This is a genomic window from Amantichitinum ursilacus, from assembly GCF_001294205.1.
Lineage (GTDB): Bacteria > Pseudomonadota > Gammaproteobacteria > Burkholderiales > Chitinibacteraceae > Amantichitinum > Amantichitinum ursilacus.
This window is the reverse complement of record NZ_LAQT01000008.1, coordinates 187,503-208,953: the sequence shown is the minus strand read 5'-3', so window position 1 is coordinate 208,953 and position 21,451 is coordinate 187,503. Positions and strand designations below refer to the sequence as shown.

At 61.1% G+C, this 21,451-nt stretch carries 30 protein-coding genes; 4 read left to right on the top strand and 26 right to left on the bottom strand.

Annotation, left to right across the window (positions count from 1 at the left end; all coding sequences use genetic code 11):
• Nucleotides 1–234: 234 nt before the first annotated feature.
• Nucleotides 235–726, bottom strand: coding sequence for a low molecular weight protein-tyrosine-phosphatase (locus WG78_RS11095; protein ID WP_053937885.1), 492 nt, complete (start codon nt 724–726; stop codon nt 235–237).
• 221 nt (nt 727–947) lie between these two features.
• Here WG78_RS11095 and WG78_RS11090 point away from each other — a divergent pair, with 221 nt between their 5' ends.
• The 4 genes from WG78_RS11090 to WG78_RS22415 all read left to right on the top strand — a co-directional run bounded on the left by WG78_RS11090 (nt 948) and on the right by WG78_RS22415 (nt 4,159).
• Nucleotides 948–1,493: a hypothetical protein gene (locus tag WG78_RS11090; RefSeq protein ID WP_053937884.1), complete on the top strand. Its 546-nt coding sequence runs from the start codon at nt 948–950 to the stop codon at nt 1,491–1,493.
• 375 nt (nt 1,494–1,868) lie between these two features.
• On the top strand, nt 1,869–2,123 hold the full coding sequence (locus WG78_RS22080; RefSeq protein WP_083458931.1) for a hypothetical protein: 255 nt from the start codon (nt 1,869–1,871) through the stop codon (nt 2,121–2,123).
• A 12-nt stretch (nt 2,124–2,135) separates the two neighbouring features.
• Entirely contained in the window at nt 2,136–3,053 is a 918-nt protein-coding gene (locus WG78_RS11085; protein ID WP_053937883.1) for an FRG domain-containing protein, read from the top strand.
• A gap of 230 nt (nt 3,054–3,283) precedes the next feature.
• Nucleotides 3,284–4,159, top strand: coding sequence for a hypothetical protein (locus tag WG78_RS22415; RefSeq protein ID WP_152969156.1), 876 nt, complete (start codon nt 3,284–3,286; stop codon nt 4,157–4,159).
• A 68-nt stretch (nt 4,160–4,227) separates the two neighbouring features.
• On the opposite strand, the gene WG78_RS11075 is transcribed toward WG78_RS22415, so the two are convergent.
• From WG78_RS11075 to WG78_RS10955, 25 genes are all read right to left on the bottom strand, one after another.
• On the bottom strand, nt 4,228–4,566 hold the full coding sequence (locus tag WG78_RS11075; protein ID WP_053937881.1) for a hypothetical protein: 339 nt from the start codon (nt 4,564–4,566) through the stop codon (nt 4,228–4,230).
• Between the two features lie 54 nt (nt 4,567–4,620).
• Nucleotides 4,621–5,130: a lysis system i-spanin subunit Rz gene (locus WG78_RS11070; RefSeq protein WP_053937880.1), complete on the bottom strand. Its 510-nt coding sequence runs from the start codon at nt 5,128–5,130 to the stop codon at nt 4,621–4,623.
• Complete coding sequence (locus WG78_RS11065; RefSeq protein ID WP_053937879.1) at nt 5,127–5,792, bottom strand: hypothetical protein; 666 nt, start codon at nt 5,790–5,792, stop codon at nt 5,127–5,129. The genes WG78_RS11070 and WG78_RS11065 overlap by 4 nt, the downstream gene beginning before the upstream one ends.
• Nucleotides 5,771–6,094 carry a hypothetical protein gene (locus WG78_RS11060; RefSeq protein WP_053937878.1) on the bottom strand — a complete coding sequence of 108 codons (324 nt, stop codon included), beginning with the start codon at nt 6,092–6,094 and terminating at the stop codon, nt 5,771–5,773. Before WG78_RS11060 ends, WG78_RS11065 begins: the two co-directional genes overlap by 22 nt.
• 41 nt (nt 6,095–6,135) lie before the next feature.
• The gene (locus WG78_RS11055; protein ID WP_053937877.1) at nt 6,136–6,426 is read right to left on the bottom strand and encodes a hypothetical protein; all 291 of its coding nucleotides are present in this window, start codon (nt 6,424–6,426) and stop codon (nt 6,136–6,138) included.
• Between the two features lie 128 nt (nt 6,427–6,554).
• Complete coding sequence (locus WG78_RS11050; RefSeq protein WP_053937876.1) at nt 6,555–7,061, bottom strand: DUF7338 family protein; 507 nt, start codon at nt 7,059–7,061, stop codon at nt 6,555–6,557.
• Nucleotides 7,061–7,477, bottom strand: a complete 417-nt coding sequence (locus WG78_RS11045) for a tail fiber assembly protein (protein ID WP_053937875.1) — start codon at nt 7,475–7,477, stop codon at nt 7,061–7,063. Before WG78_RS11045 ends, WG78_RS11050 begins: the two co-directional genes overlap by 1 nt.
• A gap of 2 nt (nt 7,478–7,479) precedes the next feature.
• The gene (locus tag WG78_RS11040; protein WP_053937874.1) at nt 7,480–8,307 is read right to left on the bottom strand and encodes a gp53-like domain-containing protein; all 828 of its coding nucleotides are present in this window, start codon (nt 8,305–8,307) and stop codon (nt 7,480–7,482) included.
• Nucleotides 8,308–8,898 carry a YmfQ family protein gene (locus WG78_RS11035; RefSeq protein WP_053937873.1) on the bottom strand — a complete coding sequence of 197 codons (591 nt, stop codon included), beginning with the start codon at nt 8,896–8,898 and terminating at the stop codon, nt 8,308–8,310.
• An 8-nt stretch (nt 8,899–8,906) separates the two neighbouring features.
• Entirely contained in the window at nt 8,907–9,923 is a 1,017-nt protein-coding gene (locus tag WG78_RS11030) for a baseplate J/gp47 family protein (RefSeq protein WP_161805103.1), read from the bottom strand.
• A 22-nt stretch (nt 9,924–9,945) separates the two neighbouring features.
• Nucleotides 9,946–10,371: a phage GP46 family protein gene (locus WG78_RS11025; protein ID WP_053937871.1), complete on the bottom strand. Its 426-nt coding sequence runs from the start codon at nt 10,369–10,371 to the stop codon at nt 9,946–9,948.
• A complete protein-coding gene (locus tag WG78_RS11020) occupies nt 10,371–10,955 on the bottom strand; it encodes a phage baseplate assembly protein V (RefSeq protein WP_083458928.1) in 585 nt (194 codons plus the stop codon). The genes WG78_RS11025 and WG78_RS11020 overlap by 1 nt, the downstream gene beginning before the upstream one ends.
• Before the next feature lie 28 nt (nt 10,956–10,983).
• Nucleotides 10,984–12,093 carry a phage baseplate assembly protein gene (locus WG78_RS11015; protein WP_053937870.1) on the bottom strand — a complete coding sequence of 370 codons (1,110 nt, stop codon included), beginning with the start codon at nt 12,091–12,093 and terminating at the stop codon, nt 10,984–10,986.
• Entirely contained in the window at nt 12,090–13,373 is a 1,284-nt protein-coding gene (locus WG78_RS11010) for a DNA circularization protein (RefSeq protein ID WP_053937869.1), read from the bottom strand. Before WG78_RS11010 ends, WG78_RS11015 begins: the two co-directional genes overlap by 4 nt.
• A 2-nt stretch (nt 13,374–13,375) precedes the next feature.
• Nucleotides 13,376–15,274 carry a phage tail tape measure protein gene (locus tag WG78_RS11005; protein ID WP_053937868.1) on the bottom strand — a complete coding sequence of 633 codons (1,899 nt, stop codon included), beginning with the start codon at nt 15,272–15,274 and terminating at the stop codon, nt 13,376–13,378.
• A 123-nt stretch (nt 15,275–15,397) separates the two neighbouring features.
• On the bottom strand, nt 15,398–15,697 hold the full coding sequence (locus WG78_RS11000; RefSeq protein WP_053937867.1) for a phage tail assembly protein: 300 nt from the start codon (nt 15,695–15,697) through the stop codon (nt 15,398–15,400).
• On the bottom strand, nt 15,694–16,056 hold the full coding sequence (locus WG78_RS10995) for a phage tail tube protein (RefSeq protein WP_053937866.1): 363 nt from the start codon (nt 16,054–16,056) through the stop codon (nt 15,694–15,696). Before WG78_RS10995 ends, WG78_RS11000 begins: the two co-directional genes overlap by 4 nt.
• 10 nt (nt 16,057–16,066) lie before the next feature.
• Nucleotides 16,067–17,563, bottom strand: coding sequence for a phage tail sheath subtilisin-like domain-containing protein (locus WG78_RS10990; RefSeq protein ID WP_053937865.1), 1,497 nt, complete (start codon nt 17,561–17,563; stop codon nt 16,067–16,069).
• Nucleotides 17,553–17,738 carry a DUF2635 domain-containing protein gene (locus WG78_RS10985; RefSeq protein ID WP_053937864.1) on the bottom strand — a complete coding sequence of 62 codons (186 nt, stop codon included), beginning with the start codon at nt 17,736–17,738 and terminating at the stop codon, nt 17,553–17,555. Before WG78_RS10985 ends, WG78_RS10990 begins: the two co-directional genes overlap by 11 nt.
• 9 nt (nt 17,739–17,747) lie before the next feature.
• Nucleotides 17,748–18,326, bottom strand: a complete 579-nt coding sequence (locus WG78_RS10980) for a phage tail terminator protein (RefSeq protein ID WP_053937863.1) — start codon at nt 18,324–18,326, stop codon at nt 17,748–17,750.
• 2 nt (nt 18,327–18,328) lie between these two features.
• Nucleotides 18,329–18,760, bottom strand: a complete 432-nt coding sequence (locus tag WG78_RS10975) for an HK97 gp10 family phage protein (protein WP_053937862.1) — start codon at nt 18,758–18,760, stop codon at nt 18,329–18,331.
• Entirely contained in the window at nt 18,750–19,109 is a 360-nt protein-coding gene (locus tag WG78_RS10970; protein ID WP_053937861.1) for a phage head closure protein, read from the bottom strand. Before WG78_RS10970 ends, WG78_RS10975 begins: the two co-directional genes overlap by 11 nt.
• 2 nt (nt 19,110–19,111) lie before the next feature.
• Nucleotides 19,112–19,666 carry a head-tail connector protein gene (locus WG78_RS10965; protein ID WP_053937860.1) on the bottom strand — a complete coding sequence of 185 codons (555 nt, stop codon included), beginning with the start codon at nt 19,664–19,666 and terminating at the stop codon, nt 19,112–19,114.
• Nucleotides 19,667–19,745: 79 nt separating this feature from the next.
• Complete coding sequence (locus WG78_RS10960) at nt 19,746–20,138, bottom strand: hypothetical protein (RefSeq protein ID WP_053937859.1); 393 nt, start codon at nt 20,136–20,138, stop codon at nt 19,746–19,748.
• Between the two features lie 61 nt (nt 20,139–20,199).
• The gene (locus WG78_RS10955; RefSeq protein ID WP_053937858.1) at nt 20,200–21,447 is read right to left on the bottom strand and encodes a phage major capsid protein; all 1,248 of its coding nucleotides are present in this window, start codon (nt 21,445–21,447) and stop codon (nt 20,200–20,202) included.
• Nucleotides 21,448–21,451: the final 4 nt, after the last annotated feature.

Genomic DNA, 21,451 nt, shown 5'->3' with positions numbered 1-21,451 from the left:
CGCTGACAACACCGCGGCCGGACTGGCCAGATGGTCAAAACGCGCAACGCCTGGCGATGCGGCCCAAGCTCCTGATCTTTAAGTAATCCGGCCTGTTTGCATCCGCGCCGATACGCAGCGGATCAACCCGGATCAATAAAAGGTGCGCAGTGTACTCTTGGCTGTAAGGTTCAACAATCCTTACGGCCTTTAGTGGCAGATGGGCGGCGCGGGTGCACGCACCGCCACGGGGCATTAACGCAGGCGCAGCCCGGTTTCGTGCGCAATATGCGCCATCACCCCTTCGCAACCGGCCTCGACCAGATCAAGCACATGCTCGAAGCCGTCCGGGCCGCCGTAATACGGATCAGGTACTTCGCGCTCGGGCTGGTCCGGCGCGAAATCCAGAAACAGCTTGATCTTGTGCCGATACGCCGCAGGCGCGTTTTGCTGCAGGCGGCGCAGATGCGAATTGTCCATCGCCAGAATCAGATCGAAATGCGCATAGTCATGCGCATTAACCTGCCGCGCCCGCAGCGTGCTGAGGTCGATATCACGCTTGCGCGCATGCTGCTGCGCCCGACGATCCGGCGCTTCGCCCACGTGATAGTCATCGGTGCCGGCGGAATCCACTTCGACCAGGTCTTGCCACCCGGCATGACGCACCAGATGACGCAACAGGCCATCGGCGGTGGGGCTGCGGCAGATATTGCCGGTGCATATCATCAAAACACTATATTTCTTCATATTTTCAATCACTTATTTATATTTCCGACAGGAAAGCGGGTGGCATTAAGTGTTAATTAGCATCTATACAGATCAACAGGTTAGCATGTCGTACGTGACACGATCTCGCGGGGGTGACCATCCGCTACTGTTGGAGTTGCGTTAACAAAAAACACTAGCAATTCGACCCTGATCATTAGACTGTCTGAGGAATAAGCTATCCATCGAAATGGAGAATCCACATGTCAGAAATCACGTCTTACATGCTAGATACGAATATCTTCTGCGCGATTGTGGCAGGCGAATTCCACGATCTGCCCGACGATGGACGCTACTTCGCGACGCACATACAACGGGACGAACTTGGCAACACAAAATCAGACGCCGATCTTCGTGATCGCCTGCTAAGCCTTTTCGCCGAGACCATTGAAAAACCCATCTCGACGGCCGGGTTAATGGCTGGAATTTCAGTCGCGGGCGGCAGCGCACCGGATTCAGGTGAGCGACTGGTTCCGACCGAGGCCGCTATTTGGGATACCTCAACTTGGGGAGAATCCAAGTTTGATGACACTTCGGGACAGATTGAAATGTTATTAGGTCGCATGAAAGAGAAGGATGGAAGAGCCAAGAAGCTATCGAGCCATGCCAAAGACGTGCTTATCCTAGCGACCGCTATTAGAAACGGTTTTCACCTTTTAACAGGGGATGTCGTCCTTTTCGAGCTTGCACAGGAGTGCGGAGCGCTAGCAACACTGATTCAATATGCTGCTCCAAAACAGCAGCCTTGAAAACTGCCGAGGATGTGAGTCCTCCGTGAGTCCGAATCTCACGGCCTCCGCCAGAATGAATGCAAAAAGCCCTGATTAGTCAGGGCTTTTTTGTTTTATTCAGTTGACCATCTGGTCCGCGCCAACCGCAAATCCTTTCCGCAAATCCTTTCCGCAATTCCGCAACCCTTTCCGCAACCTCAATGTTAATCAACGATGCGGACCACGCGGTGACCCACTGCAACAGCGCAGCAAATGCTTGCAACCCATGCAAGCGATAAGGCACCGCTGCAGGCTTTCCTTTCCTTGGGCTGGGGAAATGGCCCCACCAAGTACACATTCCCGAGCGCCGGGTGATAAGCTAATTTTTCGTACGAAACTTTAGCGAGGATAAAAATGTCGGCAGGTCCTAATCTTGAGCAATTTTTAAATGGGGATTGGAAGCCGGGATCAGATGTTGGACCCGCAGATCCGCACAGCGAAGGTTCATATCGTCGAGGTTATCATCAAGCAATCGCCGAAGTAGCTACCATACTTGAGCATCGCGTTTTGAGTGCCGCTGATTTGGAACGTTGGGTCGAAACTCAGGGCATGAAATGGCGCAAGGATGATGCTCTAAATCGAAAAATTCTGCCGCCGCCGCTAGTTTAATAGGTGAGTCCAATGCAAAGCGAGGCTGTGCAATGCGTGCCGTTTAAAACGGCGCGCGAATTGTTCGACTATCTTTCACCGCTCAACGAAAACTGGTCCCGCGAGACCTTCATATTTCGCGGACAACCGGATTCGACTATGTCACTGATTCCCGCCAGTTGCCGCGAGGCGTTTGCGAAAAATACTGGCTGGAAGTCATTTGGGGACGAATCGAGCTTTGATCAGGCCAGTTTCGAACTGGCCGTCTTAGAAAAATTTCTGGAAGGCTGTGACCGTTCGGGATTAAATATTCCAGGTTACAACGGCATGATGCGACTGGACCTAGACAGTCCGGTCGGCATCAAAAAGCTAATTGCAGACCAACCAGCTGCGTGGCCGACGCCGAGTTTTTACGAAGTACTAGCAGCCGCGCAGCACTACGGAGTTGCGACCCGCCTACTCGACTGGAGCCGGCGCAGTTATGTGGCTGCTTATTTCGCCGCAAGTTCCGCACCACACGAATATGTCAATCCGAATCAACAGCTAGCCATTTGGGCACTGAATATATCGAATTGCCAGAACTGGAAACGACTTCGAGTTGTGGAGACGCCCGGTGGTACAAGTCAAAATCAAGCTGCCCAATCCGGGCTATTTACCCTGAATCAATCAGATCTGGACGAAGCGGACTTCCGGCGAGCAGGGTTGGAGGAATCGCCCGATGTACTGTCGACGGCGACCAGGCCAATCCGCGGAGGTGCGGCACTGATCCAAATGACGCTCCCGATTTTTGAAGCTTCAGAGCTGCTAATTCTCTGCGAGAAATTCGGCGTCAGTGGCCCCACTTTATTTCCAGGTTATCAGGGAGTGGCAAGGGGAGTCTCTGATTGGATTCGCACCCAATCCTATATCGAAACCGACCCTAGATACCGCGAAGAGTGGGACGAGTCATAGGACAAAGGAGTAAGAGTCTATTTGCTCAAATGCGTAGTCGGTGGCAGAGCCAATTGCTCTTCCCTGCGATACTCAGTTTTGGATCTCGCACCGTGAGGCAATGCGATTCTTCAAACGCTGCATAGCAAACTTGCGTCCGTGCACGGGTTGGCTTTTAATTTACCAAGACTCACAATCTCATTAGGGGCTTCACCGTGCCGGGCTGCACCGTCTTACTTAGCAAAACCTGCTTGTCCATCGTCGCAAATTCAGGGTTCTCGACTTCTTTAGTCGGCGCTCTTTTTGGGGCATGGGGTGGTGCTTGGGCAGCGCAGAGAATCGCATCACAAGAGAAAGGACGCGATTTGCTGCTGACCGAAATCCGCGAAACGAACAATGCAATTATGAATGCATTCACAATTTGCAATTCTTTAATCGCTTTTAAAGAGCAGCATGCAAAGCCTTTATACGAAAAATATAATGCGCAGAAGATGCAATATGACGATGTTCTTGCCAACCCATTTTATGTCGGACCTTTCCATATTTCGGGTGACTTTCGATTAATCAGGCCGCCAATTATCCTTACAGCTGGATTAGCAAATGCTATTGATAATAAGATTTCAACGCTAGGGCGACCGCAAGCATTGATGCATGCCCTACTGCAGCAACAGGACAACATCTTGGCAATGCTGGAGCTCCGGAACGTAATTATTAGCGAAATGAAATCTTTAGAAAATCCCGGCGACAGACTCGCGGAAATTTATTTTGGCGTCCCATCTTCCCTGACCAAATCGACTGACACACGCCACCATGATTCGATCATCTATCTATACGAGTCGGTCGACAATGCTCTTTTTTTCACTGAAGCGCTCTTAAACGATTTGGTTGATCACGGGAACGAGTGCGTTGCGGAATACAGAGGTAGATTCAAAGAAACCCCTTCGAAAATTGCGACTCCCAACTTTAAAGAGGCATACGACAAAAATTTGATGCCCGCTCCCGCGGAGCACCGAGAATGGGTGAAAAAAATAAAGCGAAGTGGCCGCCCCCCATACCAAAGTTTTTTTTCAAAAAATGTAAAGCGTGTTCGTGATTGGTATAGTGAACTTGCTCAGCGTGATATCTAAGATATTGACTCACCCTTCATAAAGATTGCAGGCACGTGTGGCTGCTGCGGCCAAGCTACGCGCGGGCGTCAAACATTGATTCGGATTTCGCCGTCCTCGCCCAACTCACACAACCATTCCTGCACCACCGCGCGCCTGCTGCCTTCGACCGTCTGAAAACCGCGAAACCGTAAACGAGTATTCGTAATCAAGAGCAGTTCTGGCTCAAACAGCGGCGGTAGCAAACTGTCGGACAGGCCGCCTGTTGTCTGCGGACTGCGGAACTCAAGCACGCGCACCGCACACAGTTCGCTGCGGCCTGACATGTAGCCGAGGGTGATCCGCCCCGGCCCTACGGGGGCGGCCTGCCATTCACGGTCGGGTAATTTAGCGCCGTCCAAGCGCATTTGATAGATGGTCGCTTTCATGCCCACAATATAGAACGATTGTTCTATTGGATGGAAGCGCACCCCGACCAACGTTTATTTGTGTTGCGTCGTGCCACTGGCGTAAATCTCCTGCAGCGCCGTCAGTTGCCTGATCGCGGCATCGCCATCGTTTGCGATGCTTTCCAGGTCTGATGCAACCGCTGGGTCAAGTTCGGCTGTTTGCGTTCCATCACCCACGCCGGCGGCGCTGGCCACCGCGGGCAATCGATCTGCGGCGTCACAACGGGCGGCGACGCGCACGCGGACAGCGCCAGCAGCAAGAACGCGCTGCATGCGCTGGTTTTCCTGATTCGCACGGCTTTGTTCCTCATAACGTTGTTTGTCGATCGCGGCAACCGCGCTGGCCATCGCCGCTTCCTGTCGGCGGCGCTGCTCGCTGAGCCGGGCTACGGCGCTGGCTTCCATCGCAGTGCGCTGGCTGTCGCGCAACGACCACTGGGCATCTTTCGCCTCCGCACCACGGACGTAAAAAAAGGTGGCCACGGCCACCACCAGCACACCGAGTGCGGCCCAGCGCACCCACCACGGCAGAACCTTCGTCATCGCATCACCTCGCTGTAACGCCACATGCGTGCTTCGACGCGCGCCGGATAGCGGCTGTTGATATCGCAGAACGACTCGCCGTATCCGGCCGCCTTCGCCCTGCCCTGCGGGCACTGGCGTTCGAGCTGGCCGAACCAGACGCCGGGCTGGCAGCCTGATTGCGCCTGGCACGATCTGATCCGCCTGGCCACAGAGCCAGCGCCACCGTTGTACATCGCGGCGGCGCAGGCTTTGGCGCTGCGGTTGTCCGCCATCAGTGGTGCGCACTGGCGATCATTGACGCGCAGTTTCAACACCACGGCGCGTAGCTGGTATTGCGCCCGGGCGCAGTCGCGCCACGTCCACCCCACCAGAGAGCGATCCAGCCCGCGCGCTTCGGCCAGCGCGTCAAAGCGCACGCGCCCCGCGGCGTCATAAGCCTTGGTGAACTGGCCCAGGCCGCAGCCCAGCTCACGGCTGGTCTTAAGCTGCGCATGGGTTTTCCAGCCACTTTCCTGCTCGATCAGCGCCGGCACCCACGCACGCGGTTGAACACCGGGCCAGAAACTGGCCAGCTCGGTCTTGAGCTGGGGAATCAGCGCCGGTGCATCGCCGGGCAGCGGCGCGGCCAGCGCGGCGGCGCAGATCCACAGCGCGGCGATCAGCCCAAGTAAACGATGCATAGCAGCGCCCCCAAGCGAAGCATATGGCCGAGCCAGAACATCCAGGCCATGCTGGTGACATTGCCCCAGCCGTCGCACGCTTCGTGCACCATCCAGCCGAAATCGACGTTCGGGTTAAAGGTCGCGCGCATCAGCTGCAGCGAGATTTCGAGCCAGCACACGACCGCCAGCGCGGGCAGCACGCGGGCGACTTCGGGAATGCCGGTGGCGCGCGCGATGGGCTGGAACAACGCGAAGGCCAGTACTGTAAACACCAGCGCCAGGGCAACGCGCCACTTGAAACGGTTAAACGTCTTTTTCATGGGAATCCTCTAGATATAAAAAAACCCGGCCGGAGCCGGGTCTATTTGCGTGCCATCACGATCAGTTCAGGCAGATGGGTCATTGCGAACCAGAGAAACATCAGGCTGCCGCCCAGCAACGCCCAGGCAGTCCCCTTGGCGATGTGCAGGCGCACTTCCGAGATCAGCTTGATCTTTTCTTCCTCGCGCCGGATCAGCGCGTCGTGATACTCGCGGTGGCCACCGGGATCTCCACCCGGAAAGCCGCTGCGGATCTCATCGACTTTTGCTTTCAGCTCCTCCAGCGAGTTCATGACCTCGGCCAGTGTCGGCCGGTTGTTTTCGTGCGGCACGGGTGACTCCTGTCTCGCCGGTTGTTATTCAGGAAAAATCGTCTATTCTCAGCAATGACATTTCCCTGGCGGGGATGTCTTGACGCCGCTGGCAGGGGTTGAGCCCACCTGCCGGCGGTTTTTCTTTTTCAGCCGCGGCGCATGAATGGATTGGCCGAGCAGACGAACATGGCGTTCGCGTTGTGGCCATCCGGGGTCAGCTTCCAGCCGAGATTGATGCGCAGGCATCTGCCCGTAAAACTGGGCCAGACCAGATACCAGTGCCAGTACCGGCCGCTGCGCAACCACATCCACCCCGCCTTGAACACCGGCCGGTCCTGCACAGCCGGATCGCCAGCGAAGGTGAACGACGCACCATCGACCAACCGCGCCGCAAGTACCGTCCATGCAAAGCCATAGGCCGGATTGCGCCAGAGCCACAGTACACGGCGCATATAACGCGGCGTGGCCGCGTGTGTTGCACTGAAATCGGCATCGCCATCGAGCGGGTTGTCCGGCGTCTGGAACCACGACAGGCCGCGAGGCAGCCAGCCTGCATCCGTGGCGAGCGCCGGCAGCAGCGGAGCCAGCAGATACGCCGCGAACGTCATCAGCACATCGAGCGGCAGGAGCAATAACCAGATCAAAATCGGCATTACGCTGCACCTCCCGGCGCTGCGGGCCAGGCCACGACTGCCTGCGTCAGATCGACCCGATTGAGCGCGACGCGGTATTGCTTCCACGCCTTGAGCAAAGCCGCTTCGGCCGGGGTATCGATTTCCAGGTCGACCGCGTCCTGCAATGGCGCGATGGCCAGCGCCGCGACTGCAAGCAGCCCGTCACGGATCACCTTGTTACTGAACTGGATCTGCTCCGCAGTGGGCGGCGGGAACGCCTGCTTTGTGATGCCGCCGTCGGCGTGCAGCGTCCAGATGCCGTCCGTTTCCTGCATCGTCTGCTGGAACAGGTCATCAGACACCTCGATCGCATCGGCCGGGATATCGTCGTTGACGGTGTCGTCAAAGCGGTTGGCCAGCACGCCTGCGGCGTCAAACTGAATGTATTTGGTCATGGTCAATACCCGATTGCAAACCAGTCGAAGGCCCATGCGCCGGCAGACACCGTGCGCAGGATGTTGGGGGTCGTGCCGCGCGACGTATGGGTGTACGGCAAACCGACCGCGTTCTGCCACGGCGAGATTTCCAGGCAGACGCAGGCGGTCGGAAACGCGATGTTGTACGGCATGTCGCGGTTGGTGCCGGCTGCAGTGTCAGCCACTGAACCCCACTGCAGGATCAGGCCGCCCGGCAGCTTCTGATAGCCCGAAGGGCTACGCAGCGCAGCAAAGGCCGCACTGACCGCCAACTGGATCGAACCGCTGATCACGTTCCACGCGCCAGTGCCGATGTTGACCACATATGCGGTATCGCCCGAGCCGAGCGCCTTGTTGCTGCTGACGCCGTTGCCCATGAAATAGAGCGACTCACCGGCAGCGGGCGCGATGGTCACGAGCCCTGCGTTGGCGTTCATCAGCGGGAAGCAGTCGCCATAGGAGGTGGACGCGATCGGCGGCAAGGTCAGCGTGACAGCGGTCGCGGATGACACATAGGTGGTGGTGCCCGCCATGGCCGCCGTCAACGTTTTAGAGGCGCTGACGGTCTGCGAGCCGGAGAAGTTGCCCACCTGTTTCCGGATCAGCAACTGGACAGCGGTCAGGACCTGGTTGGTCTTCGTCTCATCGGGCGCGAGGCCTGCTGCCACGATGATGGCCAGTTGCTCATCCGTGATCGCATTCGCCCAGCTGGACGTATCGAGGCTGGGCAACTGGCCCGTCAGGGGGTTGCCGTCAGTGAACTTGCCGTTCAGCAAATTCACGTTCGGTACAGATTTGGGGTAATCCAATCAAGCGCCTCCGTAAACGAAAAAAACCCGCGTGTGGGCGGGTTTGAGTTTGTTGATCGTGCATTCCAGGGCAGCATTGCCCCAGACCTTGTAGGGCTCGCCAAAAGGCGCGCCGCCCATGCGCGGCAGCACCTGTTGCGCCGGCAGGTTGAGCTGCCAGGCGTAGTTCCATTCCCAGCCGCCGTAGCGCCGGCCCATGCGCGCGCGGCCATAGCTGCGTGCGCTGTATTCGGTCACCGTCGCATTGGGGTAGCCATAAGCCTGCGCGATGCCGATGTAATAGTCGGCACGCTGGCCACCGGTCGCGATGTATTTGGCACTCGCTGCCTGGCGGCGCTCGGACAGCGTTTGCGACCCCTGCACGGAACATTCATCGGGTAGCCCCAGCGCGTCCTCCCAGTCTTCGAGCAATGCATAGGCATTCGCTGGCGTGCTTTCATCAATCACGCTGCGCGCTGCAGCGTCGACCCGAGCGAACGAATCCGCCAGCGCGGCCAGCTGGCGCGCCAGCGGGCCAGTGGTTTCAGCTGGCCACGCCGGGCCGGGCGGCAGCAGCGCCATCGCCTGGTGCAGATAGTTGGTCGAATCCATGGATGCCCTTACTGGAACGTGATGCTGCCGAACGTGACCATCTCGGTCAGGTTCGTCGTGATGTTGGCCACCGGAGAAACAACGGTATTGTCGGTTTCGCCGGTGGCACTGCTGACCGCTTCGCGGATGTGGCTGATCAGCAAGGTGCCGCCCGGCTGCGCCTCGCGTGCGCACAGGTCGCGCAAGGCCTGCTCTACAGCCGCCTTGACCGCAGCGGTACCCGGCGTCACCGACACCACAAAGGCGACCGGCTTCGGCGTCGGTGCCATGACCGTCAGCTGCGCGGTGACCGGCCGCTTCCCGTCGATATAGCTTTGCACTGCAGCGACCTGTGTCGCGCCCGGAATCAGCGACGCGTCACCATCGCGCACGAACAGCAGCCCGATCGTACCCAGGCCGAACAGCGCCGGAATTTCCCAGGCGCGGGTAACTCCGGCGACCTCTTTGGCCCAGGTGACATAATCGAAAACCGCACCGCCATGGGGTGCCTGCCGCCAGCGCGCCTCGATACGGGCGGCCCAGGCATCCAGCGACTCGATATCGGTACCGCCAGTGACGCCAGCCGCCGTCACCACGGTGGTGGACTGAATGCCGGCGACGGGGCTAACCACAATGAGCGGTGTGTTCACGTCGGCATCACCGGCCACGCCCGTGGCCATGGCAGTTACTGCGGCCACGCCATTGCCGTTGGCGTCCAGCGTGCAATCAGCAGTGACGCTGTATTGCACGCCATCGCCGCGCTGCAGGACGGTGGTGGCGGGTAGCGTGCGCTGCGCGACACCAGACACCGCAACCGAGCCGGTGGCATACGTTGCCGCCAGACGCGGCACACCGCGAAGCTGGCCATGCCGTACAAGGTTCTCTTCATCGGCCGACGACGGAAAAATCTGCTTCATGACGTATTCGACAAAGCCATACAGGCCATGCTCGATGCCTGCCTGCACGCGGGCGATTACCAGTGCGTCGGAACGGCGCAGTTCGTCCAGGCTCATGCGCGCCACCATGTCGGCGGCGGTACGCTGCACCAGCGTGCTCAGTTGTGGACGGTCATACATTGAGTTCATCCCAGAATTCGTTAAGGTCCAGCGTCATGCGGCCGCCCTCAGTGCGGTAAACCACCACGCCCAGCGCAAGCCCGCTACTGATGCGCTCGGCCGTGACATCCACCCGGCTGGCCAGCCCGTCATCGATGAGCCAGGCCAGCGCCTCGGTGGCGTAGTCCTGCGCACGCCGCAGCGTCTCCGCCGTGAGTTTTTCCCGCTGCAGCAACCACAGGCGGCTGCCGATGCGGTCGCCCACCTGATCGGCAAATGCGTCGCCCCACCAGCCCTGCCGGTCTGGCAGCACCACGTTGTCCGATGCATTGGCGCGTCGCCAGGTGAACAGTGAAATGAGAATCGCCCGGTTGAGCCGGGCGATCTGGGGGTCTGAAGGGTCGATGGACTGGCCATCGAGCGTGGCAAACAGCTTCATTACATCCCCTGATTCGGCGTACTGGTGGGTCCGCCCGCGTTGTTGTTTTCGTTATGCGTGTGCGCGTTGTAGACCTGCCGCGTGCTGGCCATGGATTTGCCGCCTGCGCCCGCGTTGTCGATGATGTCGCCATCGGCCTTGATCATGCCGCCGACGTGCAGCAGCGGCGTTTTAAGCTCGATGGTGGCGCTCGCGTTAACGGTCACCGTGGGCGTGTTGTTCACGGTCAGCGGCTTGCCCGCGCCATTAATGACAATGCCCGCGCGCGTCAGGTAAACCGATTGCCCCTGGTCGTCGTACAGCGCCACCTCCCCCGCCTTCAGCCCCTTCATGCGATAGCGGCGGTCGGCCACGGCGATCACCACGCCGTGGCTGCGCTCGCCCTGCATGAAAAGCGCCAGCGCTTCCGCACCCTGTTGCGGACAGGCGGTATAGCCGTACGGCTCAAAATGCTCGATGTTGTCTTTGGGTTCGTCCGCCAGCAGCGAAACCTGCAGGCTTTGCATCTTGCTGCCGGAGGTCACCAGCAGCACACCGCCGCGCGCCACCAGATTGCCAATGCGGCGTGCCAGTGGTCCCACCATTCGCTGTACCAGTCTTTCCATTAGCGCCTCACTTGCCGCTGGGCGTGGCCCAGATCTCGGCGTCATCGGTATCCTGCGTTGAATCCTTGCCCTTGCGCTTGTGCACCACCGGATCGCGGTCGACGTAACCGGCCCGCGGCGCGACTTTCAGGACAGCGCGCTGGCCCTCATTGGTCAGCCGGTATTCGACTTCGACAATCAACAGCTCATCGTCAAAGCCCATCACCCGATCCACCACCCGCACGGTCTGGTTGGGCATCCACAGCGCGCCGCTGGCGGTGCGCCAGCCCTGCACGGTGTACGTGGTCGCCACGCTGCGGGCAAAGCGGTAGACCGCCTCGAACTCGACGCGCGCCTGGCACAGCGCCTGCGTGGCGTGCCCGATGTGACTGAGCACCAGCACGCGGTTGCGATGCACCGTGGCGTCCGTCTGCGTGGCCACGATCTCGTTGACCACCGTGCCATAGTCCAGATCGTCGCCCGCGCGCTGCCCGTTGCAGATGTATTTCGAAAAGCGGTCCTTGTTATCCAGCTCGGCATTCGCGGCGAGGATGTTGTCACCCAGCACCAGGTCCGCCCCGGCCCAGCCGCCCGCCCCGATCTTCAGGAACACCAGGTTGCCGTCGGCATCGTCGGTGGCCCAGATCTGCCTGGGCTTCAGCAACCGGTCCAGCGCCTCAAAAATCGTTTCGCCTTGCTGGATCTGGAAGTCCGATACGGCAGTACCTGCGGGCACCTGCGACTTGACCGCGACGCCATACGGCTTCGCCAGGGCGGTCGCAATCGACTGGACCGTCTGCGCGCGCCACTGCCCGCTTTTGGGCGAACAACAATCCACCAGATCGGCCGTCTTGCTGCGCCCGCGAACGCTGACCGACACGCTGCGCGCATCATAGGAAACCGGCGTGCCGTCGACGTACCCGGTCAGCACCTTGTCCGTGCCGATATAGACCTCGCACACGTCACCCGGCTTGACCTCGCGCACCGGCGCTGCGCCGGTGGCGGGCCAGCGATCGGTGATGGCCAGCGTAAAGTCGCGCGCGGCGCGCTCGATGCCAGCACTGATACCGACTTCCTTCCAGCCCCTGAATTCCTTGCCGTTGACCAGCAGTCGCACATCATCGTTGTTCGTCGTCACTGGCTGACCACCTTTAACGGTTCCACCGGCACAAAGCCCGGATGGGGCACCTGGTTACGCTCCACAATCTCATCGCCACGCAGCGGGTCTTCATAGAGCTGATACGCCAGCACCAGCGCGGGCAGTACGTCGACCGGCGTTATGGTGACCAGCCGGGCTTCGTTCGCCATCTGCTGCCGCAGGCACACGCTGACCGCCTGTTGCAGGCCGCGCGCCACCGTGTACGCGGCATCCGGCATCAGCGCCGCCAGCTCGGCATCACTCAGGGCGTTACCGTCCGCATCCACAGTCGCATCGCTCGAGCGGGTGCTTACGGCGCTCTGATCTACCGAAGCCGCCGCATCGGCCTGCGACATCAGCACCTGCTCGCGATCCAGCGCGCTCATCAGCTGCGAGCGCATGGCGTCGGTGTCGTCGTAAACGCCGGCAGGTGCCTGCACCGCGATGCGGCTCGCAGTGACCACGCTGAGGCCGCGGAACAACGCATCCGTCGCCCCCTCATTGCGCGCGATCTGTACTGGCGTCAGCGGCATGCCCACCGTACTGGCGGACCAGCCACGCCCGCGATCGAGCATCGCAGCGGCACGCAGCAAGCCGGTGACCTTGCCGTACAGCGCCCGCGCGCTGCCGAGGATGGGGATGTTCGCCGTCGCCAGATTGAACAGCTTCTGGGCGAACAGCTTCGGATCGTGGATGGCATCCATCAGGTCACTATCCAGCACACCGGTCACCAGGCCGACGGCGTCGCCCCATGTTTTCCAGGTGGCCTGCAGGTCGGTCAGCAGCGAAGTGCCGATTGCATCCGGCCCGGCCGTACTGATCACCTCGGCGAACCGGTTTTCAGCGAGTGACTGCATGGCATCGGCTTTGGCCAGCGCCGTGGTGGCCACATTGCTTTGCGCCGACGGAAACGTCAGGTCGCCCGACTCGGTCAGCGGGATACTGAAGCGGCACATGCCGCCGTCTTCAGCCGACTCCCGGTAACGAAATTCGCCAGCACACACCTGCATGCGGCCGAGCCACGGATGCACCAGTTCGCCCGCGCCCGGCGTTTCCAGCGCCGCCAGCAGGCGATCACGCTGCGCCATGTAATCGTCACCGACGACAAAGGCCTCCAGCGTGAATTCACGCGCCTTGCGGCCGATGTCTTCGGTATACGGCTTGTCGCGCTGCGGGTACTCGTTCACCTGCAGGCGGCGGCCGCCCACCATCTCCGAATCCGTGACTTTGAACGGTACGCCGCGAAACGACGCGGGCTGCATGTTGTCGCGGTAGCCCATTATTAATTTCCTCCCCAGATCGCCGACCGGTAGCCGACATCGGGATTGATCTGTAGCGGACTGCCGCTGGACTGCTGCGTATCCACGCGCGTGCCTGGCGGCGTGTTTTCAAAGCGCACGGTGACTGCCCCGCTGACATTGTTACGGTTGCCCAGCAAGGGCGACGTCCCAGCCGCAGCGGGCCAGCCGTTCATGGGCGCAGGATTCGCCTCAGGCTGCATACCCGGCTTCTGGGGCGCTAGCCGCGGGAACAGGCTCGATGCGCCGGGCGTCGGCGCGCCTGACGGCTGGGCATTCGGCGGCGGATAGAGCTTCAGTTGTTCAGCAGGGCTGAGCGCGCCAAAGCCCTGGATCTTTTCGCCGACCCAGTTCGCGGCATCCATGACCGGTTGAAGGTAGCCCTTGATCTGCCCCCAGAGGTTCTTGAAAAACGCCAGAATCGGCTGCCAGTTCTGCAGGATCATGCCGATGGGCGAGAAGCCCGCAAATTTCTGGATGATGTCCCAGGCAAAGGCAGCGCCCGCCTTGATCCAGCCCCAGAGCCGGGTAAAGAACGGTCCGACCTTGTCCCAGTTGGCGATGATCAACCCGGCTGCCAGCGCAATGCCGGTTGCGATCAGGCCTATGGGCGTCGCCGCCATGGCCATGGACGCCAGCCTGATACCGACCGAAACGCCATACGCGGCCAGCTTGAACGCCGTCAATGCGCCCGCCGCCGCCACCGCGCCGCGGATCACGTCCGGGTGCGCTTTGGCAAAGTCACTGATCTTGCCGGACAGGTCGCCAAAGGCGTTGGCCAGCGATTTAAGCTCAGGCGCATAAGCCTGGCCAATCGCCGCCAGCGCGTTGGTAAACGTGCCGGTGGCCGCCTCCCAGACGTTGCTCAGCGTACCCAGCTGCGCATTGACGCGCTCGTTAAGGCTTGCCTGGGCATCCATCTTGCCGATGATCTCCTTGTACCCGGACAGGCCCTTTTCCATCAGGATGGACAGCGCCTGCTGGGTCTCGGCATCCTCGCCGAACAGCTCGGTCATCACCTTCTTGCGGCCCAGTGTGGTCAGGCCACGCAGCTTGGCGAACTGGGCAAACATGTTTTCCATGCCGCCCCATTCGCCTTTGCCGTTGGTGAAGTCCAGCTTCACGTTGCGCTTGCCCAGCAGCTTGTTGACCTTGTTGATTTTGGTCTTGTCGAACCCGGCCTCGACCACCTTGCGAAACGCGTTGCCGGCAGATTCGCCCACCAGTCCGGACTGGTCGAACATGGTCAGCAAGGGCGCCAGCGCTTTTGCGCCAGCCAGACCTTTCTGGCGGGTCATGTCCATGACCGAGGACAGCTTGGCAAAGCCCTGCAGCATGTTGCCGTCGTCGACACCGAGGTTGCTGGTCTTCTGGATCACGTCCATCAAACCGAGCATGTCGCCTTCGGTCGTTTTGGTGGCGTCCTGCAGCTTGGCTGCAAACTCCGCCGCGTCCTTCGGCGACTTGCCCAGCTGAACAGCGAGATACGCCGCCGCTTCGCCGGTGCCGCCCAGGATCGACTTGGCGCTGATCCCCTGCTTGACCAGCTCGGCCATCATGTTCTGGAAGTCCGCCGTCGTGCCCGGCAGCTTGTCGCCCAGCCGGGTCGCCATCTCGGTGATCTTTTCGAACTCGGGCGCAACGTTGCCACCCGCGCCCATCATGGCCACCTTGAGGCCGGTCGCGGCATTCTCCGCGTCGGCAAACGCCTTGGCGGTAATGCCGATACCGGCACCAAGGCCCGCCGCCATCGGCAGTGCGCCTTTGGCGATGTTGTCGACCTTGCCGCGCCACGCCTTCAGGTTGCCCTGAATTTCACGCAGCTTCGGCGACAGCTTGTCGACGCCCATGATCAGGGCCTTGAGTTCAAACTGTTTAGCCATTGGCCCGCTCCCGCGCTATCCGCATTGCGTGTTGTTCGTCTTCCAGAAAATCCGCCAGCGGCTGATCAAAGACCGCCGCTGGCGTCATGCCCCAGAAGTACGCGACGTCATACATCCTGCGGATCAGGTCACCGGCGTCGCGGATTCCGAGTTCAGAAAAAAACCAGCGATAACCCAGGCGAGTTTGTTCAGGTCCACCGGGTCCATGGCATCCACCGCGCCAGCGGTGACGCTGGCCAGCTCGGCCGCGTACGCGCACACCACGCCCATGTGGATCTGCACTTCGCCCGCGTCATTGACGCGATACGGCAGGCCATGCTGGCGAATCTGCTTGCCGGTGGGGCGCTTGATCGCCAGCGCGGAGATGGTCTGGCCAAAATCCTTGACCGGTACGACCAGTGGAAAATCAGTGATTGCGCTCATTGCCAGTTACCTCGCATGCCGTTGAATTCGAGCTCGATCTCGCCCTCTTCGCCCTTCGCAGGCGCTTCGTTGGCGAGCCAGCCATCGCCGAGCGTGTAGATCTTGCCGTTTGCGAATTCGGCCTGGATCGACATGTCGGTCGCGTTGGTGACGGTGTCCATCGGGAAATCTTTCTTGAACAGCGCGGTGACCTTCACGTACGGCGCGACCGGCGTTTCCTTGAAGCCCGCCACGCCGCTGCTATCCAGCAGCGGTTCGCGCTTGGTGTCGCTCAGGGGCGCTTCGAGGCCACCCTTGATGGACAGCAGCTGGCCGTTGACCTTGATAAAGCACGTGCCCGCAAGACGTTCTGCAGCCATTTATTGCCCCTTAGTTCGCCGCGTTTGCCGGGTACTGCAACCGGAACTGGTTGAGCACCGCGAACACACGCAGCTGGTTGATGTAGTCCGGCGGCAACAGCACGTCGAGCCGGTTCGGGTTGGTGCTGTTGCGCTGGACGATCAGCGCTTTCGCAAACGCCGCATAGTTCTCGACCAGACCGTCGAGCATCATCGACATGTATTCGTCCACCAGCTCGCCGCGGGCAATGCCGGGCGTGATGATGGCCTGGCCCGTTGCGAAGCGCGTGCCGTCATCAGCCAGCTTGTGGCGCGGGAATTTCTGGGTGATGCGCGCGCGCAGACGGCGCAGGACAGCCATGCTGGTGAACAGCGTTTCGGAATCCAGATAGCTCGCGTCGGCCTGGCCAAAGCTGTTTTTCTGGTAGGTCGTTACTGCGCGCTCGACCAGCATCACACCACTGCGGGCAGTGCTGGTCGCGATGCCGTAGCCCAGCAGCGAACTGCGATCGGTCCAGACAAAGCGCTGGCCACCCGGCGCGGGCAGCACGTCGACCATGCTGGCGGTCTGCGTGGGGCGGGCCGGATCGGCGCGCAGGCAGACGGCGTTAGCCGCGGCGTAGGCGGCCGCGAATTCCCAGACCGGGTTCGGCACACTGGCTTCGAAGCCTGCCACCGTCTGGTGCTGGTCATTACGCGACTGGCCAAACGTCACCAGCGAGGACAACGTGCCGCGCAGCGCGGAATAGGCGTGGCCATAGATCTGGCGCACCGCAGACCAGCGACCGGATATATCGCCCAGCTCGGTCTGCAGCAAGCCCAGGTTCGCGCTATCGGTATACGGATGCACGATCCAGTCGTATTCGTCATCGCCCATCGCGAGGATGGCATTGGCCAGCGACGGATCCGTTGCGCCAGCGGCCATGGCCGTCATGGCCACGGTGACACCCGCGGGCGTGGTCTCGCCGCCCTGCAGGCCGCGATAGTTGAGCTGCAGCTTGATATCGTTGCCGGTCGAGCCTTTCCAGCGCGCGGTCAGCGTCACGGTACCGGTGGCCGCTGCGGCGGTGACTGGCAGGTCAACCGCGGCGTTGATCGCGGCGGCCAGATTGGTGGCCACAATAGCGGCGGTATCGGCCGCCGAAACAGCCACCTGAACGCGCTGGCCTGCGATGTACACGTTCAGCGTGCCTGCCGCCGTGGCCGTGCCGGTGACGGCGATCGAGCCGGTGGCCACTACGCCGGCCGCGTTGTCGGCCAGCGCGATGCACCAGATTTCGCCATACGGGTCGGAGCGGCGGTAGTAGTCATACATGCGCGCCAGCATCGAGCCCTGGCCAAACAGGCTTTTGGCCTGAGACACGTTACTGACGATCATGGCCGTATTGGCGGCGGCGGAGCCCGCCGTCAGCATCTGGCCAATCAACAGGGTGCGTTGCGATTGCGCCGCCGCGTTGGCCTGGCTGTTATCCATTTCCGCGTAGAAGAGCGGCACGGCGACGCCTGCAGGCAGGGTATTAAACTGCATTGCTCACCTCGGTCACGGTGGTGGTGGGCGCGTCAGCGTCAACGCGTTCGATTTCCTGATCGGCCTCGCGGCGCAACCAGTACTGGTTTTCCGGCACGGTCGCGCCGGATTCGGGCAAAAAGCCGCCCCGCTCCGGGTCCGGCACAGCGGCCCCGGCTTTGGGTTTTACAAACATGGGAAGCTCCTACGATTGAGGCAGGGTGAGAACTTGCGAAAACTCGATCCGGCCATCCGGGCCGGGGTAATGCAGGTTTGGATCCGCGATCGGGGCGATCACGTCCGTGTTGATGTTCATGCCCTCAAAACCGGGCAGCGCGTCATTGCGCACCTGATACCAGGTCTGCGCCTGCCCGATCCAGTAGCTGGTCTTGAACTCGTACTGGTAATACAGGCGGCCGCGATTCATCTGCAGCAGCGTGGCGCCCTGGTATTCAATGGCGTCATAGCCAGTGGGGTCCCACCCCAGTAAGGCGGCAAACAGGGCCGCCCGGATGGCGGGCAACGTGGCCACCGCGTCCTGACCGCGCTCGTCCGGCACATTCGAGAGCACCACCACGACGGCGAAACCCTCCACCACTTCCTGTTCGTATCCGGCCTGATCCAGCTGCGCCTCGGCCTTTTCATCCAGCGGCATGACGTAGGCGGCGGGCACCGGCAACTTGCCGGTTTCTTCAAGATTTTCGAATTCAGCGGCACCCCCGACGCGGCCCGCGAAGACCGGCACGCGCTCACGCAGCGCGGCAATCACTTCCAGCAGCAGCATGCTTATTTCTCCCAAGCGGGCTTCAGCGCCGCTTCGACGTGTCTGGCCAGCGTGGCGCGCACAAAGTCGCGGCGCGCATCGAGCGCATCCACGATGTAGTTGTTGCGCGGCGAAATCCGCCAGCCGCCGTTGCGATCGCGTACGCCGTGATAAAGAAAGGCCGGGTAGAAGGACTTCATACCCGCGACCTTGCGGTGCTTCACCACCGCCATGAAGCCGGACTTGCTGACCTTGTAGCCCAGCGAGCGCCACAGTCGACCGGTGTCTTTGCCGGGGTTTCCGCCGGCGGCCGAGCGCACGCGCCGGGCAATCAACTGGCGCGCCGCTTTTTGTACGTCGCGCCCGGCGACGCGCATGGCTTTGCGCATTTCGCGCTTGTCGAAATTGACGCCGGTCAGGCCTTTCTCGAACTGGACCCGGATATCAATCGCCATCGGCCGCCCCCAGCTCTTCGGCCTCGATCACACTGAAGCGCCGCCGCTCTTTCCAGTCGGTGACACGCTCGATGCGATATTTGCGGCCGTTATAAATAATTTCGTCCGCATCGCTCAGCGTTGCGCGGTAGCGGATATAAAAACGGTGCGTAATGCGTTGCCCGGTCTGTACGCCGTCGCGGTAAGTCACGCCAGTCACAGGCCGGACATCGGCCCAGGCCTTTTCGCCGGGCGCATGCTCCTGCGCCATGCCAAAGATGCCGGTGGGCACGTCCGTGCGTTGCTGGATCAGGATGCGATACCGCAGGCGGCCAATGTGCGCTGGCTGGTCAGGGATGGACGTGCGCATGCTCAGACCTCGATCAGTACGTACGGATCGAGCAAGCCGTCCACAAACGTGCGCGGCAGCTCGGCCAGCTCGACGGTCTGCACGGCCTCACGATTTTCGTAGAGCGTGCCGGCGAAAATCTTCATCCACGCCTTGATGCTTTCAGGGAAATCCTCAGGACCACTGAACGCGCCACAACGGAAAGTGATAGTGACCGGCATGTCGCCGGTATCCGGCCACTGGCGGCGGGCGACCAGGCGATAACCTGCAACCAGCCAGTAGCTTGATGCGTCCCACAGCTGCTGGTTGCCCTCGGCATCCGTCCAGGTAACGGAAACAATCTCCGTGGTGTCGCGGCGCAACGGAACGCCATACAGCGCAGCCGCACCGATGCGGCAAACCAGCTTCCACGTCTGCGGCAACAGCGCGCGGCCTGTGCGGTGTTCCGCCTGGCCGTATGCCGCGGCAACAAGGCCCTGCAGCAGCGCGTCTTCGTCATCGCCATCAATGCGGCAATGCAGTTTGATTTCGTCCAGCGTAACCGGCATCTCGGCCGGCGCTTGGATGCGGGTATACATGCGTTGCTCCTTTGGCTTTGGGAATGCCGCGACATTCACGACATTGCGAAAGCCAGCCGCCACAGCGGCCGGGAAAGCGTTAAAGGCTCGACGCGTAGGCGACAGCGTCCGGGTGGGGATCAACCAGACCAGCGCGGTATGCCGCTTCGGCTTCGGCCATGCTGAGCGAGACCACGGCGTTAACCTGACCGTACTGGCACTGCGCCAGTACGCGGCAAGACAGCGTTGCCGACGACGTGCGCAACGCGCCAGCGAATTCACTCAACGGGGCCTCCACGTCGTCCTGCGCAGCCTCATGCGCGTCAAGGCCAGACTCCAGCACGGCCGCACCCGCTTCGGCGGAAGTGTCGCCGGGGGCGGCCGTGGTTACGGGAGCATCCAGCGCTTGCTCCACCACCGTATCGCCCAGGCTTTCTTGCTGATCGACCGCCACCTGTTCCGCCGCAGCCGTCTCGTTTTTCTTCGTGGCCATGAGGCCTCCTTATGAATCTACGTAGAAAAAAAAGGGCAGCACGAAGCCACCCAACTTGCGATCAGGTCGCGGAGTTCTGGTAAGCCTTCACCGCGCCGCCGACGTCGATCAGGTTGCCGCCCTGACGATTGAACGCGACGAAACCGATCTGGCCCATCAACGTGAAGGCCGAGTCGGTCATGCGGAAAATGGTCAGGTCCATCACTTCGCGGATGAAGTACTTGGAGTAGTCGCCAAACAGCAGCGATTTGGCGTTGGCCGCCATCTGCGGCATCTCCTGACAAATCTGGATCGGGCGGCCCAGCAGACGATCCGGTGCGCCACCGGGGTTGCCCTGCTCGTAGCCGGGCACGAAGATCGGGCGGCCGTTGTTGTCCTTGATTTTGCGCAGCGACAGCAAGGTCTGGTCATGCATCATCCACGACGCGTTCGCGCGGTAGACCGGATCTACCGAATGCTCCAGGCCGACCAGGTCGTCATAGGTCAGCGTCGCAGTCTGGCCGGTAGCACCGGCGCGACCTACGACGGCGGCGGTCACCAGACCTTTCGGCTGGGAGACGCCGGTACCGATGGCGAAATGCTGCGCAGTAATGCGGCCGAGGCGCAGGGCCAGCAAGGCGTTGACGTAGCCTTCGATGTCGAACATCGAATCCTGGATCAGCTCGAACGGCACCGCGATTTTTTTCGACGAATATTTGAAGACATCGAGCGTTGCATTGCCGAAAGTGGTATCGCCATTGCTCACCGCCGTGTTCTGGCCCACGATCTCACCGATTTCGGCCGTTGCGTCCGCTGTAGGGAAGTTCATCGTCGCGCCCGTGCCGGTCACCAGCGTGCGTGCGACGTTACGTACGCCGCCGAACGCGCGCATCGCCTGAGTCAGCTCATTAAAGTAGTCCTGCGCGACGGTAAAGCCACCCTCGGTGGCGGTGGTGGTGGACATGGCCGCGCGAATGTCCGGCGTCTGGCGCGCCTGCATGCGCGAGCGGGCTTCTTCGGACATGTTCATGACACCGCCCGCCAGGAATGCGCGCAGTGCAGGGGTTTCTTCGCCGTGGCGGCCTTGCGTGGTCGTGAACTGGTTGCGCAGCTCGTTGGCGACATCGCCAACGGATGCGTGCTCGGTCATGCGCGCGAGAAACGTGTCATGGCGCTTGATCTCGGCAGCGACGCTGTCCATATCAGCCAGTTGCGCGTTGTACTTCGCTTCGAGATCGGCGTTCCACGCCGGATTCACATTCTTGTCCAGCAGGTTCGCGATGGACTTGGCCAGGGCGCTGTGGCGCTCCCGCAGTGCTTGAATAGACATTGCC

What these genes read in the sequence shown, in the direction of transcription:
- WG78_RS11035 (WP_053937873.1), bottom strand. Translation starts at nt 8,898, where the DNA reads ATGGATTCGACCAACTATCTGCACCAGGCGATGGCGCTGCTGCCGCCC.
- WG78_RS11025 (WP_053937871.1), bottom strand. Translation starts at nt 10,371, where the DNA reads ATGAAGCTGTTTGCCACGCTCGATGGCCAGTCCATCGACCCTTCAGAC.
- WG78_RS11020 (WP_083458928.1), bottom strand. Translation starts at nt 10,955, where the DNA reads ATGGTGGGACCACTGGCACGCCGCATTGGCAATCTGGTGGCGCGCGGC.
- WG78_RS11045 (WP_053937875.1), bottom strand. Translation starts at nt 7,477, where the DNA reads ATGACCAAATACATTCAGTTTGACGCCGCAGGCGTGCTGGCCAACCGC.
- WG78_RS11085 (WP_053937883.1), top strand. Translation starts at nt 2,136, where the DNA reads ATGCAAAGCGAGGCTGTGCAATGCGTGCCGTTTAAAACGGCGCGCGAA.
- WG78_RS10970 (WP_053937861.1), bottom strand. Translation starts at nt 19,109, where the DNA reads ATGCGCACGTCCATCCCTGACCAGCCAGCGCACATTGGCCGCCTGCGG.
- WG78_RS11075 (WP_053937881.1), bottom strand. Translation starts at nt 4,566, where the DNA reads ATGAAAGCGACCATCTATCAAATGCGCTTGGACGGCGCTAAATTACCC.
- WG78_RS10955 (WP_053937858.1), bottom strand. Translation starts at nt 21,447, where the DNA reads ATGTCTATTCAAGCACTGCGGGAGCGCCACAGCGCCCTGGCCAAGTCC.
- WG78_RS10995 (WP_053937866.1), bottom strand. Translation starts at nt 16,056, where the DNA reads ATGGCTGCAGAACGTCTTGCGGGCACGTGCTTTATCAAGGTCAACGGC.
- WG78_RS11060 (WP_053937878.1), bottom strand. Translation starts at nt 6,094, where the DNA reads ATGAAAAAGACGTTTAACCGTTTCAAGTGGCGCGTTGCCCTGGCGCTG.
- WG78_RS10965 (WP_053937860.1), bottom strand. Translation starts at nt 19,666, where the DNA reads ATGTATACCCGCATCCAAGCGCCGGCCGAGATGCCGGTTACGCTGGAC.
- WG78_RS10990 (WP_053937865.1), bottom strand. Translation starts at nt 17,563, where the DNA reads ATGCAGTTTAATACCCTGCCTGCAGGCGTCGCCGTGCCGCTCTTCTAC.
- WG78_RS11005 (WP_053937868.1), bottom strand. Translation starts at nt 15,274, where the DNA reads ATGGCTAAACAGTTTGAACTCAAGGCCCTGATCATGGGCGTCGACAAG.
- WG78_RS11095 (WP_053937885.1), bottom strand. Translation starts at nt 726, where the DNA reads ATGAAGAAATATAGTGTTTTGATGATATGCACCGGCAATATCTGCCGC.
- WG78_RS11000 (WP_053937867.1), bottom strand. Translation starts at nt 15,697, where the DNA reads ATGAGCGCAATCACTGATTTTCCACTGGTCGTACCGGTCAAGGATTTT.
- WG78_RS22080 (WP_083458931.1), top strand. Translation starts at nt 1,869, where the DNA reads ATGTCGGCAGGTCCTAATCTTGAGCAATTTTTAAATGGGGATTGGAAG.
- WG78_RS11010 (WP_053937869.1), bottom strand. Translation starts at nt 13,373, where the DNA reads ATGGGCTACCGCGACAACATGCAGCCCGCGTCGTTTCGCGGCGTACCG.
- WG78_RS11065 (WP_053937879.1), bottom strand. Translation starts at nt 5,792, where the DNA reads ATGCATCGTTTACTTGGGCTGATCGCCGCGCTGTGGATCTGCGCCGCC.
- WG78_RS10960 (WP_053937859.1), bottom strand. Translation starts at nt 20,138, where the DNA reads ATGGCCACGAAGAAAAACGAGACGGCTGCGGCGGAACAGGTGGCGGTC.
- WG78_RS10985 (WP_053937864.1), bottom strand. Translation starts at nt 17,738, where the DNA reads ATGTTTGTAAAACCCAAAGCCGGGGCCGCTGTGCCGGACCCGGAGCGG.
- WG78_RS10975 (WP_053937862.1), bottom strand. Translation starts at nt 18,760, where the DNA reads ATGGCGATTGATATCCGGGTCCAGTTCGAGAAAGGCCTGACCGGCGTC.
- WG78_RS11050 (WP_053937876.1), bottom strand. Translation starts at nt 7,061, where the DNA reads ATGCCGATTTTGATCTGGTTATTGCTCCTGCCGCTCGATGTGCTGATG.
- WG78_RS11090 (WP_053937884.1), top strand. Translation starts at nt 948, where the DNA reads ATGTCAGAAATCACGTCTTACATGCTAGATACGAATATCTTCTGCGCG.
- WG78_RS11070 (WP_053937880.1), bottom strand. Translation starts at nt 5,130, where the DNA reads ATGACGAAGGTTCTGCCGTGGTGGGTGCGCTGGGCCGCACTCGGTGTG.
- WG78_RS10980 (WP_053937863.1), bottom strand. Translation starts at nt 18,326, where the DNA reads ATGCTGCTGCTGGAAGTGATTGCCGCGCTGCGTGAGCGCGTGCCGGTC.